Annotated in this window: 15 protein-coding genes and 1 pseudogene; 8 read left to right on the top strand and 8 right to left on the bottom strand. The window is 74.0% G+C overall.

The window, feature by feature from the left end:
- Window positions 1-19: 19 nt before the first annotated feature.
- From ACN9MM_RS29600 to ACN9MM_RS29575, 6 genes and pseudogenes are all read right to left on the bottom strand, one after another.
- A complete protein-coding gene (locus tag ACN9MM_RS29600; RefSeq protein WP_426366770.1) occupies window positions 20-508 on the bottom strand; it encodes a DUF6099 family protein in 489 nt (162 codons plus the stop codon).
- Between the two features lie 285 nt (window positions 509-793).
- A pseudogene (locus ACN9MM_RS29595) lies at window positions 794-1,114 on the bottom strand (nucleotide pyrophosphohydrolase); the annotation flags it as partial.
- Complete coding sequence (locus tag ACN9MM_RS29590; protein ID WP_426366769.1) at window positions 1,111-2,511, bottom strand: ATP-binding protein; 1,401 nt, start codon at window positions 2,509-2,511, stop codon at window positions 1,111-1,113. The pseudogene ACN9MM_RS29595 and the gene ACN9MM_RS29590, both read right to left, overlap by 4 nt.
- 55 nt (window positions 2,512-2,566) lie before the next feature.
- Window positions 2,567-2,998, bottom strand: a complete 432-nt coding sequence (locus ACN9MM_RS29585; protein WP_426366768.1) for a cell division protein SepF — start codon at window positions 2,996-2,998, stop codon at window positions 2,567-2,569.
- Window positions 2,999-3,082: 84 nt separating this feature from the next.
- On the bottom strand, window positions 3,083-3,763 hold the full coding sequence (locus ACN9MM_RS29580) for a hotdog domain-containing protein (protein WP_426366767.1): 681 nt from the start codon (window positions 3,761-3,763) through the stop codon (window positions 3,083-3,085).
- A complete protein-coding gene (locus ACN9MM_RS29575; RefSeq protein ID WP_426366766.1) occupies window positions 3,760-4,989 on the bottom strand; it encodes a PLP-dependent aminotransferase family protein in 1,230 nt (409 codons plus the stop codon). Before ACN9MM_RS29575 ends, ACN9MM_RS29580 begins: the two co-directional genes overlap by 4 nt.
- 465 nt (window positions 4,990-5,454) lie before the next feature.
- Between ACN9MM_RS29575 and ACN9MM_RS29570 the strand changes: the two genes are divergently transcribed.
- The 8 genes from ACN9MM_RS29570 to ACN9MM_RS29535 all read left to right on the top strand — a co-directional run bounded on the left by ACN9MM_RS29570 (window position 5,455) and on the right by ACN9MM_RS29535 (window position 13,949).
- Window positions 5,455-6,174: a Phenylacetic acid catabolic protein gene (locus ACN9MM_RS29570; protein ID WP_426366765.1), complete on the top strand. Its 720-nt coding sequence runs from the start codon at window positions 5,455-5,457 to the stop codon at window positions 6,172-6,174.
- A 243-nt stretch (window positions 6,175-6,417) separates the two neighbouring features.
- On the top strand, window positions 6,418-7,530 hold the full coding sequence (locus ACN9MM_RS29565) for a radical SAM protein (RefSeq protein ID WP_426366764.1): 1,113 nt from the start codon (window positions 6,418-6,420) through the stop codon (window positions 7,528-7,530).
- 49 nt (window positions 7,531-7,579) lie between these two features.
- The gene (locus ACN9MM_RS29560; RefSeq protein ID WP_382863235.1) at window positions 7,580-7,834 is read left to right on the top strand and encodes an acyl carrier protein; all 255 of its coding nucleotides are present in this window, start codon (window positions 7,580-7,582) and stop codon (window positions 7,832-7,834) included.
- A complete protein-coding gene (locus ACN9MM_RS29555; RefSeq protein WP_426366763.1) occupies window positions 7,827-9,101 on the top strand; it encodes a beta-ketoacyl-[acyl-carrier-protein] synthase family protein in 1,275 nt (424 codons plus the stop codon). The genes ACN9MM_RS29560 and ACN9MM_RS29555 overlap by 8 nt, the downstream gene beginning before the upstream one ends.
- Entirely contained in the window at window positions 9,101-9,994 is an 894-nt protein-coding gene (fabI, locus tag ACN9MM_RS29550) for an enoyl-ACP reductase FabI (RefSeq protein ID WP_426366762.1), read from the top strand. The genes ACN9MM_RS29555 and fabI overlap by 1 nt, the downstream gene beginning before the upstream one ends.
- A 96-nt stretch (window positions 9,995-10,090) precedes the next feature.
- Complete coding sequence (locus ACN9MM_RS29545) at window positions 10,091-11,059, top strand: beta-ketoacyl-ACP synthase III (RefSeq protein ID WP_426366761.1); 969 nt, start codon at window positions 10,091-10,093, stop codon at window positions 11,057-11,059.
- Window positions 11,056-12,039 carry an alpha/beta fold hydrolase gene (locus ACN9MM_RS29540; RefSeq protein ID WP_426366760.1) on the top strand — a complete coding sequence of 328 codons (984 nt, stop codon included), beginning with the start codon at window positions 11,056-11,058 and terminating at the stop codon, window positions 12,037-12,039. Before ACN9MM_RS29545 ends, ACN9MM_RS29540 begins: the two co-directional genes overlap by 4 nt.
- A 398-nt stretch (window positions 12,040-12,437) precedes the next feature.
- Window positions 12,438-13,949, top strand: coding sequence for a long-chain-fatty-acid--CoA ligase (locus ACN9MM_RS29535; RefSeq protein WP_426368857.1), 1,512 nt, complete (start codon window positions 12,438-12,440; stop codon window positions 13,947-13,949).
- A 10-nt stretch (window positions 13,950-13,959) separates the two neighbouring features.
- Here ACN9MM_RS29535 and ACN9MM_RS29530 read toward each other — a convergent pair whose 3' ends face one another.
- Window positions 13,960-14,637, bottom strand: a complete 678-nt coding sequence (locus ACN9MM_RS29530; RefSeq protein WP_382863214.1) for a GntR family transcriptional regulator — start codon at window positions 14,635-14,637, stop codon at window positions 13,960-13,962.
- A gap of 74 nt (window positions 14,638-14,711) precedes the next feature.
- Entirely contained in the window at window positions 14,712-15,716 is a 1,005-nt protein-coding gene (locus tag ACN9MM_RS29525; RefSeq protein WP_426366759.1) for a proline racemase family protein, read from the bottom strand.
- Window position 15,717: the final 1 nt, after the last annotated feature.

Raw genomic sequence — 15,717 nt, 5'->3', positions numbered from 1 at the left:
GCCCCGGACACCGCTGCCCCTACCACGACGGGCTCCGTCCCGGGCCCGCTCGGCCTCGGGCGGGGTCGGGCGGGCGGGCGCGCTCCCCATCGCGCACGGCGAGCCGCCGCAGCATCCCGCGCACCCGGTCGCTCGACTCGTCGGCGGAGTCGATGGCCTCGATGCACTGCCAGTAGAGCGCCTCCTCGTCGGTGGCGCACGCCACCCCCACGAGCGCGATCCCCACCTCCCCCAGAAGCTCCCCGAGTGCGGTCAACGACCCCCACGGGTCCGCCACTTCTGTCAGCTGGGCCGCACGCGGCCCGCCGGATCCCCAGGTCGGGTACTCCCCGATCTCACTCAGCCCCCGCGCCTCGCCGCGCAGCTCCATGGGTCCGCAGAGCGCGAGGTGACTCCCTATCGCCTGGGCGAGCGCCTGGGCCTGCCAGGCCTCCGCCACGATGTCCTGTGCCGTCCCGCTCCCCGCCAGCGCCTGCCGGCCGAGCGTGATGAGTCGCTCCGCTTCCATCAACGCCGCCCCCGTTCGTACGACTTACTGCCCACTCATTCCATTACCCAGAGTGAAGCCGCCTGAGCCTCGACACCAGAGGAATTCGGAAATCTGTGGACAGGAAGCGGGAGGGGGAAAAGTCGATCACTCCGAAGAGTGACGATCTCCCTCCGCGCCCCCGCCTGTGGCCCCGTCCGCGCCCCCGTCCGCGCCCCCGTCCGTGGCTCCGTCGGTGACTCCGTCGGTGACTCCGTCCGTCGCCCCGTCCGTGACCCCGACCGCACCCCCTCCGCCCCGCCTCCGGGCCGGGAAGCGGAGCTCGTTCCGGTCGATCTTGGCGGCGAGGGCCGCGAGCGGATCGACCCCGAGCACCTGGCAGAACTGGAGGAGGTAGGCGAGCACGTCCGCCACCTCGTCGGCGACCCGGTGCGCCGACTCCGGGTCCTCCATCACCCGCCCCGCCTGCTCCGGCGTCAACCACTGGAAGATCTCCAGGAGTTCCGCCGCCTCCACGCTGAGGGCCGCCGCCAGGTTCTTGGGCGTGTGGAAGGGCTGCCAGTCGCGGGCCGCCGCGAACTCGGCCAGCCTGCGCTGCAACCCCGCCACATCGTTGTTCTCCGTCACCCGCCCAGGTCTACCACCGTCACCCCGGGCGTCCTGCGCGCCTCCCCCGCCGACCGCTCGCCGACCGTGCCCGCCACCCGGACGTGTCCGTCGGCGGCGATGTCCGTCGCGAGTCGCAGCAGTTCGCCCAGCTGACGCCCGTCGAGCCCCCGGTCCAGGCCGTCGGCGAGCAGCGTCAGGCTCTGCATGGCGTCCGGCACCTCGGCGATCCGGTCCATCTCCAGGACGCCGGGGCCCGTGAGCAGGGTGAGCGCAAGCGCCAGATAGCGGAGTTCGCCGTCGCCGAGGCGGCCGAGCGGGGTGGCGGGGCGGCCGCCGCGCTCCAGGACCGCGCGGACGGTGCCCTCCGGGAGTTCCTGCACGCCGAGACCGGTGACGGGTCCCGAGCAGCCCGCTCCGGCGACGGCCGCGAGGCGGTGGTGCCGGCGCGGGCAGTCCGTGTGGGTGCGGTGCAGGACCTCGGCGAGGTTCCCGCAGCCGCGCCGCAGCCGGCCCTCGCCCGGCGGCACGGGGGCCCGCATCCGCTCGGGCCGGGGGTCGCAGGCGAAGGCGGAGCGCAGCCCGACGACCACCTGCTCGGCCGCGGCCAGGACCTCCAGCTGTCCCCGGGTCTTGCCCGCGACCCGCAGCGGCAGCAGGGCCGTACCGAGCAGGTCGTCGGGGAGCGGGGCCCGCGTGACGGGGGTGGCGCCCGCCGTGTGCCACTCGGCCTGGACGGCGGGCCGGCCGGGGTCGCGGAGGGCCGTGGCGAGCAGGGTGCGGCCGTCCCGGCCGGTGAGCCGCTCGCCGACGATCCGGAGCCGGGGCTCGGCCTGGACGGCGACGTCGAGGTGGACGGGGCCCTCGGGTCCGTCGACCGTGCACCCGATCCGGAAGCCGCGCCTGCCCTGGGCGTCGGGCCGGGCGCGTTCGGGGACGCAGTCGGCGGCGTCGGGGAACACCTCGTCGAGCGTGTCGCCCGCACCGAGCCGGGCCAGGGCCTCGTACGCCCGCAGGGTGGTGGATTTGCCGCTGCCGCTGGGCCCGGCGAAGAGGGTGACCGGTCCGAGCGCGTGCACGGCGGAACGGTGACCGGCGAACGCGGAGAGCCGCAGCTCGGTGACGGCGGGCCGGGCGGCACGCGGCGCGACCCGGTCCGCGGCCGCGACCCGGCCCTCCGCGGCGACCGGGCCCCGCGCCTCGGGGACGGAGGCACGGGACCCGGATCCCCGAAGCCCGGAAGGCCCGGAAGGCCCGGAAGCGCGGGCAGCGGAAGCGGGCGCGACGGCGGAAGACCCGTCGGCGGAAGAGCCGTCAGCGGAGGAGTGAGCTGACGAAGAGCGAACTGAGGAAGGAACGACGTCGGAAGAGGGGGTGTCTGACGTGCGGGCGAGCGTGGAGCCGCCGGTGAGGTCCATGCCCGGACCGTACGCAGATCATTCCCTGGCGAACCGTTACGGCGAGATGACCTTCCTACGATCGGGGGACGCCGGCGCTCCGGCCGCCCACCATGCCTTCCTCGTCCGCGCCCTCCGCGCCCTCGACCTCCGTGCCGGCCGGGGCCAGCAGAAAGACGTTCCGGTCGACGCGGTGCATCCCGCTGCCGAGGCCGAAGACGACGCCGCTGCTGAAGTCGAGGATGCGCTTGGCGACCTCGGTGTCGGCGCTCGTCAGATCGAGGAGCACCGGGATCTGCGCGATCAGGTACTCGGCGACCTCGCGGGCGTCGGCGAAGACCTGCACGCGGAGCACGATCATGCGGCGCTGCTCGGCGGTTTCGTACTGCTCGGGGATCGTGCGGTGATCGACCCTGGACGGCCATTCGTCACGGCCGCGCAGGGGCAGGACCTGCGCGAGACCCTCCCACTGCTCGTCGGTGACGTCGTACCTCTCGTACCTACTCATGGACCCATCCTCCCGCTCCTCACCCGTTCGGCCCAACAACGACACGAGGTGATGACCTGGAGGGGGTCGGCGCGCGGCCCGTGGTCAGCCGGTCCCCGGGCCCGCGCCCGCGGGTGGGACGGAGTACGTCACGGTGGCGGAGGCCGCCAGATCGCCCGCCTCGTCGCTGAGTTCGGCGAGGACGACGCAGAGGCGCCGGCCGAACTTGGCCATGCGCGCGTGGGTGCGGAGCAGTCCGGGCCGGGGGCGGTTGAGGTAGCTGATCTGGAGCGAGGTGGTCAGCGCCATCGGAGTGGGGCGCCCGAGCCTGGCGTTGATCAGGAGGAACGCGGCGAGGTCGACGAGCCCGGCCTGTTCGGGGCCGGAGATCGTGCCGCCGGGCCGGGTGCGGAGCCGGGCCCCGTCCGCCTCCATGACGAGGTGCGTCCCGCTCGCGTCGGTGACCCGGCAGGCCGCGTAGTCCGGGAACTGCCGCTGGACGAGAGCGTTGAGCTCGTCGGCCGACAGGGTGGCGACCGCCCCAGCGGAAGCCGCGTCCGGAACGGCCGCCCGAGCGGAAGCCGCGTCCGGAACGGCCGCCCGAGCGGAAGCCGCGTCCGGAACGGCCGCCCGAGCGGAAGCCGCGTCCGGAACGGCCGCCCGAGCGGAAGCCGCGTCCGGAACGGCCGCCGAAGCGACGACCGCGTCCGGAACGGCCGCCGAAGCGACGACCGCGTCCGGACGACCGGCGTCCGCCTGCCGTATCGCGCTCCCCGCGTCCCTCATCGGACGAAGCTCTTCGCCAGGCGGCGGAGCCCCTCCCTGATCTCGTCGGCCGAGTGCGTCGTGAACGACAGCCGCATCGCGCCGGGGTCCGGTTCGCCGCAGAAGAACGGAGCCCCCGGCACGTACGCCACCTCGTGCCCGACGGCGGTCTTCAGGAGGGCCGTCGCGTCGTGGCCGGCGGGAAGGGTCGCCCAGATGAACATGCCGCCCTCCGGCCTGTTCCACCGGGAGCCCTCGGGCAGCGCGGCCGGCAGGCCTTCGAGCATCGCGTCCCGGCGCTCCTGGTAGGCGGCGCGCATCACCGCGACGTGCGCGTCGAGGTCGCTGTCGCGCAGGTAGCGCGCGGCGGCGGCCTGGTCGATGGTCGAGGTGTGCAGGTCCGCGGCCTGCTTGGCGATGACGCAGGCGCGGCGCAGTCCGGCGGGCGCGCGCAGGTAGCCGAGCCGGAGGCCGGGGGCCATCACCTTGGAGAAGGAGCCGAGCAGGACGGTGCGGTCGGCCGCCACGGGGTCGGCGGCGATGGAGGGGACGCGCTCGCCGTCGTAGCGCAGTTCGCCGTACGGGTCGTCCTCGATGATCCAGAACCCGTGCCGCGCGGCGGCCTCGGCGACGGCGTGGCGGCGCTCGGCGGGGAGGGTGCGGCCCGTGGGGTTCTGGAAGGTGGGGACGATGTAGAGCAGCGTGGCCTTCTCGCGGACCGCGATCTCCTCCAGGGCCTCCGGGAGGATGCCCTGGTCGTCGGTGGGCACGGGGACGACCCGGGCGCCCGCGAAGCCGAAGGTCTGCAGGGCGGCGAGGTAGCAGGGGTCCTCGACGAGGACCACGCTGCCGGGGTCGACGAGGGCGGTGGTGAGGAGCGTGAGCGCCTGCTGCGAGCCCGTGGTGACGAGCAGGTCGTCGGCGTCCGTGGGCAGTTCGCGCGCGGTGAGCCGGGCGGCGACGGCGGTCCGCAGCTCGGGGTCGCCCTCGGTGGTCGAGTACTGGAGGGCGTGCTGGGGGTTCTCCGCCAGGACGCGGTCGTACGCCGCCCGGATCCCGTCGATGTCGAACAGCTCGGGGGCGGGCAGGCCTCCGGCGAACGAGATCACCTCGGGCCGTGCCGTGAGCGCCAGGATCTCCCGTACCGGTGAGGAACCGACGTCGGCCAGTCGGGAGGCGGTGGCCGGCGCGGGCACGGAGGGGGTGGAGGGGGTGGCGTTCGTGGGCGCGGAGGCGGCAGAAAGCATGGCGCCAGCATATAGAGATTGGAGGCGGTGTCCAGGTCGTTCGATTCCCGCCGGGCGTGGCCGAGTTGACGCTCTTCGGACCCCCCGGAGAGGGGCGTTCCGGACCTCGCCGGGGATTCGACCAGTTCCGATCCGGCCACTCTGCGGGCCGTGGGAATCCGGCCGCCGGAAGGGAATTCGGAGGAATGTGTTCCCCCTTCCATTCCCGCTGGTCGACCCCGGGGAGGGAGAACGGAGTGATCTTCCCTCGTCGTGTCCGACGCGCCGCGATCGCTTCTCGGCGCGGTTCTCCGTAGGTCGCGGACGACTCGGGGAAATCGGCCATTCCGGTCCTTGGGCTCATTGATGGACGCGCTGCGCCGTGGATAGCGTTCGACCACGCCAACACCGCGATGGACGCGGTCTCCGCCGCATGGCCGGCGGTCTTTCGGGTCGAAGTCGAACGAGCGAGGCGAGTGGATCACCATGGCATCTTCCGTTCCCGTCGACGAGGTCGTCGTCGTCCGCACTCCCGAGGAATTCCTCGCCATGCCCGAGGACTACCGGGAGATCGCCGTCCGGGGAATGATCGTCAACACCGAGGGCGAACTGTCCGGCGCCGACGACTACATCCAGGTGTTCCTGCCGCTCGCGCCGAACGCCGAGGAACGCCAGGTGTGCGCCGAACGCGCCGTCGAGGAGTACGACCACTACAAGATCGGCAAAAGAATCCTGGCCGACATCGGCGTCGACACCGGCTACATGGAACAGCAGCGGCTCGCCGACCGTGATCTCTTCGCCGGTCACGAGTTCCACACCTGCACCACCTGGGCCGAGCGCGGCATCTTCTCGTACATCGGCGAGGAGACCGCGATGGTGATGATCTCGGAATTCGCGCAGAGCAGTTACAAGCCGTGGGCCGAGGCGGTGCGCACGATCATTCTCGACGAGAAGGTGCACATCGCGCACGGCGCGCGGGTCTGCCGGAATCTCGCCCGCACCGAGGAGGGCCGCGAGGAACTCCAGCGGGGTCTGGACCGGTTGTGGCCCGGATTCAACCGGATCTTCGGGAGCGCGCGTTCGGAGAGGTCGAAGCTCGCGGTCCGTTTCGGGCTGCGGCAGACCACGAACGGCGAGGCGCGCGACATCTGGCGGGCCAAGGTCACCCCGCGGATCGAGAACCTCGGCCTGAAGGTGCCCGAGTAGACCGAGCAGACCGAGCGGCCCGGCAGGGCCCGGCACGGCCCGGCACGGCAGGCCACGGCACAACGGGTACGGCGCAGCAGGCACGGCACAACATGTACGGCACACCAGGCCCGGCACAACAAGTACGGCACACCAGGTACGGCGCACCATGCACGGCACCACGGGTACGGCACGACAGCCACGGCGCACCCGCACGAGAGAGACACCGAGCAGCAGCAGTCCGACCGAGGAGTCCGCACCCCCATGGCCACCCCCCTCACCATCACCCCGCGCCCGCTCGGCCGCCGCGAGGCCAAGGAGCGGACCGCCGCGCTCCTCGCGGAACGCCCCGATCTCGCCGAGCGCCTGCACCGGCTGCGCCGTCTCGGCCGGGAGGTGCGCTCCTGCGAGGTCCATCTCACCAACACCTGCAACATCCGCTGCAAGGGCTGCTGGTACTTCGAGGGCGGCTTCGACACCGCCGTGCGCGAGCTCTCGGACCTCGACAGGATCCGGTCCTTCGCCCGCCGGCTGCGGGACGAGGGCGTCAACCAGGCCACCCTGATCGGCGGTGAGCCGACCCTGGTGCTGCGCCGGGTGGAGGCGTTCGTCGAGGAGCTGCCGTACATCACCATCTCGACCAACGGTCTGCGCCCGATGCCCGTGCAGGGATTCGAGCACATCGCGGTGGCGGTCAGCATCTTCGGCGGCGGGCCGCTCGACGACGACCTGCGGGCCATCCGGGTCAACGGCTCGAAGTTCACGGGCCTGTTCGACACGGCGCTCTCGCACTACCGGGACGATCCGCGGGTCCTGTTCATCTTCGCGCTCTCCGAGGACGGGCTGCCGTACCTGGAACCGACCGTGCGCAAGATCGCCGAGAACGGCAACATCGTCACCTTCAACTTCTACAGCGAGCACGGCTCGGACAACCCGATCCGGATCGCGAACGAGCGACGCGTCCTCGAGGAGGCCCTGCGGGTCAGGGAGGCGTACCCGGAGGCCGTGGTCAGCCACCCGTACTTCATCCGCAGCCTCATCACCGGCACCTCGCACTGGGGGGCGCGCTTCGGGTACGACGTCTGCCCGAGCCTCAGCGTCGACCATCCGGACCACGAGGAGCGGGTGGCCAACGGCAACCCGGTGATTCCGGGCTTCGCCGCCTGGGGCGCCGACTACGAGTCGCTGCAGTTCTGCTGCACGTCCGGGGAGTGCGGCGGCTGCCGCGACAGCCAGGCCGTGTACAGCTGGCTGGTGGTGAGCGCCTCCCGCTTCCTGGACAGCGCCGCGCGCCTGGAGGAGTGGGTGGACATCGCGGAGAGCTACTGGCGCCAGTGGCACTGGTCGCCGTACCACGCCTCGAAACTCACCCCCTGACCGAGCCCCGCCCTTTCATCCGGCCGTCCGCACACCGCACGGGAGAGTCATGTCCGAGACCCTGGACCGCGCCACCATAGAGCGGTTCATCACCGACGCCCTCGTCGAGCTCGGCGTCGACGCCGCCGACGTCCTGCCCGGGGCCGCGCTCGACGACCTGGAGATCGACTCGCTCGACATGGTCGAGCTCGCGCAGTCCGTCAAGCGGGACCTCGGCGTGCCGGTCCGCACGAAGGACTTCGACGGCATCGACACCGTCGGCCAGATCCTCGAACTGTGCTACGAGAAGGCCGGAGTTGAGTGATCCGCGGCGGGGCCGGGAGGTCGTCGTCACCGGTTTCGGCGCGGTCACCCCGCTCGGCGTCGGCGCCGGCGTGCTCCACGAGCGCGCCGTCGCCGGGGACGCGGCGGTGGCGGGCTCGCCTCCGGCCCATCCGGCCGTCCGGCACGCGGACTTCACCGCCGCCGACCACCTGCCGCGGCACCTGGTGCGCCGCACCGACCGGTTCACACAGCTGGCGCTGGTGGCGGCCGAGGAGGCCCTGACGCAGGCCGGGAAGCGGGACGGCGCGCCGTCGCCGTGGGCGCCCGAGCGCGTCGCCTGCGTCATCGGCTGCGGCCTCGGCGGCACCGGCTCCTTCGAGACGCAGCGGGAGGTGTACGGCAGGGAGGGCGCCGGGTTCGTGTCGCCGCTGATGATCCCGCAGATGATGGCCAACGCGGCCGCCGCCCACCTCTCCATGCGGCACGGTTTCCGCGGCGAGAGCCTCTGCGTCGCGTCCGCGTGCAGCAGCGGCGCGCAGGCCGTCGGTACGGGGATGCGGCTGCTGGCGGCCGGGGCGGCCGACGCCGTCGTCGTGGGCGGCGCGGAGGCCGCCTCGTCGGACCTGGTGGCGGCCGCCTTCGCCAACGCCGGCGCCCTCTCCCCGACCGGTTCCTCCCGCCCCTTCGACCGGGACCGCGACGGCTTCGTCATCGGCGAGGGCGCCGGGATCCTCGTCCTGGAGACGGCGGAGGGCGCCGCCCGGCGCGGTGCCGAGGTCCTCGGAGCCGTACGGGGGTACGGGGCGACCTCCGACGCCCATCACGTGACGGCGCCCGACCCCACGGGCGGGCCGGCGGGCCGGGCGGTCGCCCTGGCCCTGCGGGAGGCCTCGGTGGCGCCGGGAGAGCTGGCGTACGTGAACGCCCACGGGACCGGCACCGCCCTCAACGACCGCCTGGAGTGCGAGGCGTTGCGCCAGGCCCTCGGGGCCGACGTCCTCGCGGAGCTGCCCCTCTCCTCCGGCAAGGGCGCCCTCGGGCACCTTTTCGGGGCGGCGGGCGCGGTCGAGGCCGTCGCCACCCTCCAGGCGCTGCGGCACGGCGTCGCGCCCCCGACGGCGGGGCTGCGCCGCCCGGACCCGGCGCTCGGCCCGCTCGACCTCGTCCGTACGGCGCGGAAGCTGTCCCCTCGTGCGCGTACGGGCGCGGTGCGTGCGCGTACGGGCGCGTTGTTCGGGCTCTCCACCTCCTTCGGTTTCGGCGGACACAACGCGGCCCTCGTCCTGGCCGTGGAAGGGCGATCCTGATGCGCGCGTCCCGCGACCCCCACGGAGTCCCCGATCTGCTCGGCTTCTCGGGGCGCCGCTATCTGGTGACCGGAGTCCTCAACGACGACTCGATCGCCTGGCACACGGCACGGGCGCTCCAGGAGGCGGGCGCGGAGGTGCTGTTGACGGGCTTCGGGCGGACCCGGCGCATCACGGAGGCGGCGGCCTCCGGCCTCCCGTACCCGGCCGACGTCCTGGAACTCGACGTGACGCGCCCCGAGGACCTCGACGCGCTGACGAAGGAGCTGGAGCGCCGCTGGGGTGCCGTCGACGGCGTCCTGCACGCGATCGCCGCCGCCCCGCAGTCCGCGCTCAGCGGCAACTTCCTCACCACGCCCGTCGAGAGCGCGGCCCTCGCGCTGCGCACGGCGGCGTTCTCGCTGCACTCGCTGACCACCGCGCTCGCCCCGCTGCTGCGCGAGGGCGGCGGCGCGGGCGCGGCCAGGGGCAGCGTCGTCGGGCTCGACTTCGACTCGTCCGGGGCGTGGCCGGGATACGACTGGATGGGCGTGGGCAAGGCCACGCTGGGCGCGGTCTGCCGCTATCTCGCGCTCTACCTGGGGCGCTCCGGGATCCGCGTCAACCTGGTCGCCGCGGGCCCGGTCGAGACCGTGGCCGGGCGGGCCATCAGCACCTTCGACCGGATCGCCGACCGCTGGGAGCAGGAGGCGCCGCTCGGCTGGAGCCGCGCCGACCCGGCCCGGCTCGTCGGCCCGGTCCTGTTCCTGCTCTCGGACCTGGCTGCCACGGTCACCGGGGAGATCGTCCACGCGGACGGCGGGATGCACGCGGTCCGCATGGGGGCCGGCGCGGTCGGCGAGCCCCCGGGCATCGGCGCCCCGCCCCGCGCCGGCAAGGAGGACCGCTCATGACCGCGGCCGCCGCCGGGCTCCGTTCCACGCCGAAGGAGGACGTCTCGTGACCGCGACCCTCTCCGGAGTCCGCTCCACCCCGCAGGAGGACCGCTCATGACCGCGGTGATCGTCGGCATCGGTTCCGCGCTGCCCGAACGGGTCGTGCCCAACAGTCACTTCGCCGCCATCGGCTCCTCCGACGAGTGGATCGTGAAGCGGACCGGCATCCGGCAGCGCCACTTCCTGCCGGAGGACGGCCACCTCGCCGATCTCGCCCTGGCCGCCTCCCGGACGGCGCTGGCACAGTCGGGGCGCACCGCGCGCGAGGTGGGGCACGTCGTCGTGGCGACCACGACCCCCGACCGGACCACTCCGGGGCTCGCCGTGGAGGTGGCCGCCCGGCTGGGGGCGGACCGGGCCGCCGCGTTCGACCTGCACGCGGCCTGCGCCGGTTTCGTGTACGCCCTGGACCATGCCGTGGCACTGATCGAATCGGGCCGGGCCCGCACGGTGCTGGTCTGCGGCGCCGAGGCGCTGACCCGGATCACGGACCACGAGGACCGGTCGACGGCGGTGCTGCTCGGCGACGGCGCCGGGGCGGTGGTCGTGGCGGACGTGGAGCCGGGTCCGTCCGTCGAGCCGGCGTTCCGTCTCGGGTCGGACGGGGACCTGATCCCGCTCCTCTACGCCGACCGGTACGACCGGAAGCTCCGCATGGACGGCCCGGAGATCTTCGTGCAGGCCGTGGAGCGGATGGGCGAGGCCGCCCGGGACGTCCTCGCGCGGCGGGAGCTGACCGCCGACGACGTCGACCTGTTCGTCGCCCACCAGGCCAACGCGCGCATCGTGCGGGCGGTGGGCAAGGAGCTCGGGGTCCCGCCGGAGCGGCTCTACCTGAACGTCGACCGGGTCGCCAACACCTCCTCCGCGTCCATCCCCCTCGCCCTCCACCAGGCCTGGCGCGAGGGGCGCCTCGGCCCGACGGGCCTGCTCGGGGTGGCCGGGTTCGGCGCGGGCGTCACCTGGGGCGCGGGAGTGATCGGCTGGCGGCTGGCGGACGGGGACATGGGGACGGGACCATGAGGACCTCCCCGTTTCCCGTACTCGCCGAGCTGACCGCCCCGGACGGCGCCGCGCTCGTGGTCCGCGTCCACGCCCGTCCCGAGCCCGCCGCCCCGGTCGTGGTCGTCCTCCCCGCGATGGGCACCGCCGCCCGCCACTACACGCCGCTGGTGCGGGCGCTGCACCGGCGGGGCGCGACCGTGGTGACGACGGACCTGCGGGGCCACGGCGAGAGCGGCCCGGTCCCCGCGCGCGGGGTGCGCTTCGGCTACCGCGAGCTCGTCGAGCACGACATCGGCGCGGTCCTCGGCGCCGTCGAGCGGGCGTTCCCGGACGCGCCCCGGCTGCTGCTCGGGCACAGCCTCGGCGGCCAGCTCGGTCTGGTGCACTGCGGGCTGTTCCGGCCGCGTCTGGCGGGGGTCGTCCTGGTGGCGAGCGGTTCGGCGTGGTGGCGGACGCTGGGCACGGGGGCGGATCCCCGGCCGGGCGCGAGGTGGCTGGTCCGGAGCCTGCTGTGCGTGGCGGGTGCGGAGCTGCTGGGGTACTGGCCGGGGCACCGGTTCGGCTTCGGCGGGCGGGAGTCCGTCGGTGTCATGAGGGACTGGGCGCGCCAGATGAGGACCGGGCGGTACGGGGCCAGGGGCGCCGTCGCCGACTACGAGGAGGCGCTGCGGGGCGTCGACCTGCCCGTGCTCGCCGTCGACGTCGAGGGGGACGCGCTCGCTCCGGCGAGGGCCGTGGACCACCTGTGCGCGAAGCTGCCCCGGGCCGGCGTCCGGCGCTGGAGCTACCGGGTGTCGGACGCGGGGGGCCGGCGGCTCGACCACTTCCGCTGGATCCGGCACAACGCCGGCCTGGTCGAGCGGATCGCGGCATGGGCGGGGTTCCCCGCCACGCCGGAGCTCCCCGCGACGCCGGAGTTCCCCGCGACTGCGGAGCTCCCCGCGACGGACGGCGTGGGCGGGCGGCAGGGCAGCGCGCCGTCGGGTGTCCGGGCGTGAGGGCCAGGGGCGAACGGGCGGTTCCGCTCGGCGCGCTGCCGCCCGACGGGGTGCACTGGGCGGAAGGGACCGGAGAGCCCTACGTCCGCTGCCGCTACCCCGAGGAGGAGGCGCTGACGGCGCGTGCCGTGTCCGGCAGGCGCCGCGAGTCCGCACGCGCGCGTACGGGGCGTTTCCGGGCCGCCGGCCGGTTACGGGCACGACTCCTGGTCGACCCGCTCCCTGTCGATCCGCGGCGGCCCGCACCGGCCGCACCGGCCGCACCGGCGGGGCCGTACCCCTTCCCCCGTGTACGGCCCGGGCGGTGGCTCGCCCGGGAGGGCCTGCCGCTGACCGCCGTCGCCGTCCCCCCGCCCCGTACCGCCTCCGCACCGCACGGCCCCGAAGGAGCACTCCGGATGAGCGTCGACGACGGCACCGTTCCCGCGCTGCTCGCCCGCAGCGCGGCCGCCCATCCCGACCGGACCGCGCTGCGGCTCGGTACCGACGCGCTGACGTACGGCGCGCTCGACGAGCTCGCCGACCGGGCCGCCGCGCTGCTCCACGCGCGCGGGGTCGGGCCGGGCGACCGGGTCGCGCTCGCGCTCCCGAACAGCACGGTGTTCGCGGTGCTCTACTACGGCGTGCTGCGGGCGGGCGCGATCGTCGTCCCGCTCAACCCGCTGCTGCGCGCCGGGGAGGTCCGGCACTGTCTGGCGGACGCGGAGGCGGCGCTGCTCCTCGCCTGGCACCGGGACGGCGAGGAGGCCGCCGAGGGCGCCCGGCTCGCGGGCACCCCGCACCTCGCGGTCGGGCCGGACACCTTCGCGGAGTCGGCGGACCACGCGCGCGTACCGGCGGCGCACCGCTCCCCCGAGGACACGGCGGTCGTGCTCTACACGTCCGGCACCACGGGCTCGCCGAAAGGCGCCGAGCTCACCCACCGCAACATCCGGCGCAACGTCGACGAAGGGGTGCGGGTCCTGGGGCTCGGCCCCGCCGACGTGGTCTTCGGCGGGCTGCCGCTCTTCCACTCCTTCGGGCAGGTGATGGGCCTCAACTGCGCGGTGTCCGTCGGCGCCTGCCTGACCCTCATGGCCCGCTTCGACCCGGAGGGCGCGCTGGCGCTCGTCGCCCGGGACCGGGTCACCGTCCTCCTCGGTGTGCCCACCATGTACGGGCTGCTGCTGCGGCATCCGGAGCGCGCGCTGCACGACGTCTCCTCGCTGCGGGTCTGCCTGTGCGGCGGTTCGCCCCTGCCGGTGGCGGTGCTGACCGGTTTCGAGTCCGTCTTCGGCTGTGCGGTCCTGGAGGGGTACGGCCTGTCCGAGTCGTCCCCGCTGGCCTGTGTGAACCGGACCGACCGGCCGCGCTTCCCGGGCACGATCGGCATCCCCGTCGAGGGCGTGGAGATGCGCGTGGTGGACCGGGACGGCAAGGAAGTCCCGGACGGGGAGGTCGGCGAGCTCGTGATCCGGGGCCACAACGTCATGAAGGGGTACTGGCGCCGCCCCGAGGCCACCGCCGAGACGGTACGGGACGGCTGGCTGCACACCGGCGACCTCGGCACCCGGGACGCGTCCGGCGACTTCCGCGTGGTCGACCGCGTCAAGGACGTCGTGATCCGGGGCGGGTTCAACGTGTATCCGAGGGAGGTGGAGGAGGTCCTCCACCTGCACCCGGACGTGGCGGAGGCCGCAGTCCTCGGCGTACCGCACCCGGTGCACGGGCAGGAGGTGGCCGCCGCGGTCGTCGTGCGGCCCGGCGGCCGGGTCTCCCCCGCCGAGCTGCGCGCGCACGTGCGGGAGCGGCTCGCCCCGTACAAGTACCCGCGCCGGATCTGGCTCACGGACGCCCTGCCGAAGGGGCCGACGGGAAAGGTCCTGAAGCGGGCGATCGTCCCCCCGGAAGGGGGCGGGGATGGCGTCTGACCGGGCCTGATCAGGCCTGGTCCGACTCCGCGTCGGCCCACAGGGAGCGGACGTGGCCGAGGTGGCGGCGCATGCACGCCTCGGCGCCCGCCGCGTCCCCGGCGATCATCAGGTCGAGGAGCTCGACGTGCTCCTCGGCGGAGGAGACGAGCTTGCCGGCCTCGTCGAGGCCGGTGAGACCGTAGAGCCGGGAGCGCTTGCGCAGGTCTCCGACGGTCTCGACGAGCCGCTCGTTGCCGGAGAGGGCCAGCAGCGCGAGGTGGAAGCGGCGGTCCGCCTCCAGATAGCCGATGAGGTCGTGCTCGCGGGCGCGGGCGACGATCTCCTCGGCGACCGGGCGCAGCTCCTCCAGCTGTTCCCGGGTGGCCCGGCGGGCGACCCGGGCGATGGTGGGGACCTCGATGAGCGTGCGGAGCTCGGTGTACTGGTCGAGGTCCCGCTCGCTGACCTCGGTGATGCGGAAGCCCTTGTTGCGGACGGGCTCGACCAGGCCCTCCCGGGCCAGGTCGAGCATGGCCTCGCGGACCGGGGTCGCGGAGACGCCGAGGTCGCTCGCGAGCCCGGGGGCCGAGTAGACCTGTCCGGGGCGCAGCTCCCCGGCGATCAGGGCGGCGCGAAGGGCGTGGCCGACCTGGTCGCGCAGGCGTTCCTGCGCTCTGACGAGGCCGTACTGCTTCAGGTCACCCATCGTGCGTCCTCCGAGAAGTCACGGGGGAGCATCGTACAATGTCACGTTTCCCCAGCGGTCGGCCCCGCGTGGGCTCAGAGCAGGAATCCCGCGGGGAACGGGTCCTCGGGGTCGAGGAAGTACTGGGCGGTGCCGGTGATCCAGGCGCGGCCGGTGACGGTCGGGACGACGGCGGGCCGTCCGCCCACGGTCGTCTCGCCGACGATCCTTCCGGTGAACTCGGTGCCGATGAAGGACTCGTTGACGAAGTCGGTGTGCGGGGCGAGCAGTCCGCGCGCGTGCAGCTGGGCCAGGCGGGCGCTGGTGCCCGTGCCGCACGGGGAGCGGTCGAACCAGCCGGGGTGGATGGCCATGGCGTGGCGGGAGCGGGTCGCGTCGGAGCCGGGGGCGGCCAGATAGACGTGCTTGACCCCGGCGAAGGCCGGGTTCTCGGGGTGGACGGGCCGGTCGGGACCGGCGTTGACGGCGTCCATGACGGCGAGCCCCGCGGCGAGGAGCTCGTCCTTGTGGGCGCGGTCGAACGGCAGGCCCAGGGAGTCGAGGTCGACGAAGGCGTAGAAGTTGCCGCCGTACGCGAGGTCGTAGGTGACGGTGCCGTACCCGGGCACGTCCACCTTGAGGTCGAGCCCGACCGAGAAGGCGGGCACATTGGTGAGGGTGACGGAGCGGGCCCGGCCGTCCTCGACCCGGACGTCGACGCTGACGAGCCCGGCGGGGGTGTCGAGACGGACGGTGGTGACCGGCTCGACGACCGTCACCATGCCCGTCTCGACCAGGACGGTGGCGACGCCGATCGTGCCGTGGCCGCACATCGGCAGCAGGCCGGACACCTCGATGTAGAGGACGCCGTAGTCGGCGTCGGGGCGGGTGGGCGGCTGGAGGATGGCGCCGCTCATCGCCGCGTGGCCGCGCGGCTCGTACATGAGGAGGGTGCGGACGTGGTCGAGGTGCTCGGCGAAGTGGAGCCGCCGCTCGGCCATGGTGGCGCCGGGGATGATCCCGAAGCCGCCGGTGATGACGCGGGTGGGCATGCCTTCGGTGTGGGAGTCCACCGCGTGGTAGACGTGGCGGGTGCGCATG

Source organism: Streptomyces sp. E-08 (assembly GCF_049913095.1).
Classification (GTDB): domain Bacteria; phylum Actinomycetota; class Actinomycetes; order Streptomycetales; family Streptomycetaceae; genus Streptomyces.
This window is presented reverse-complemented; position numbering and strand designations above follow the sequence as displayed.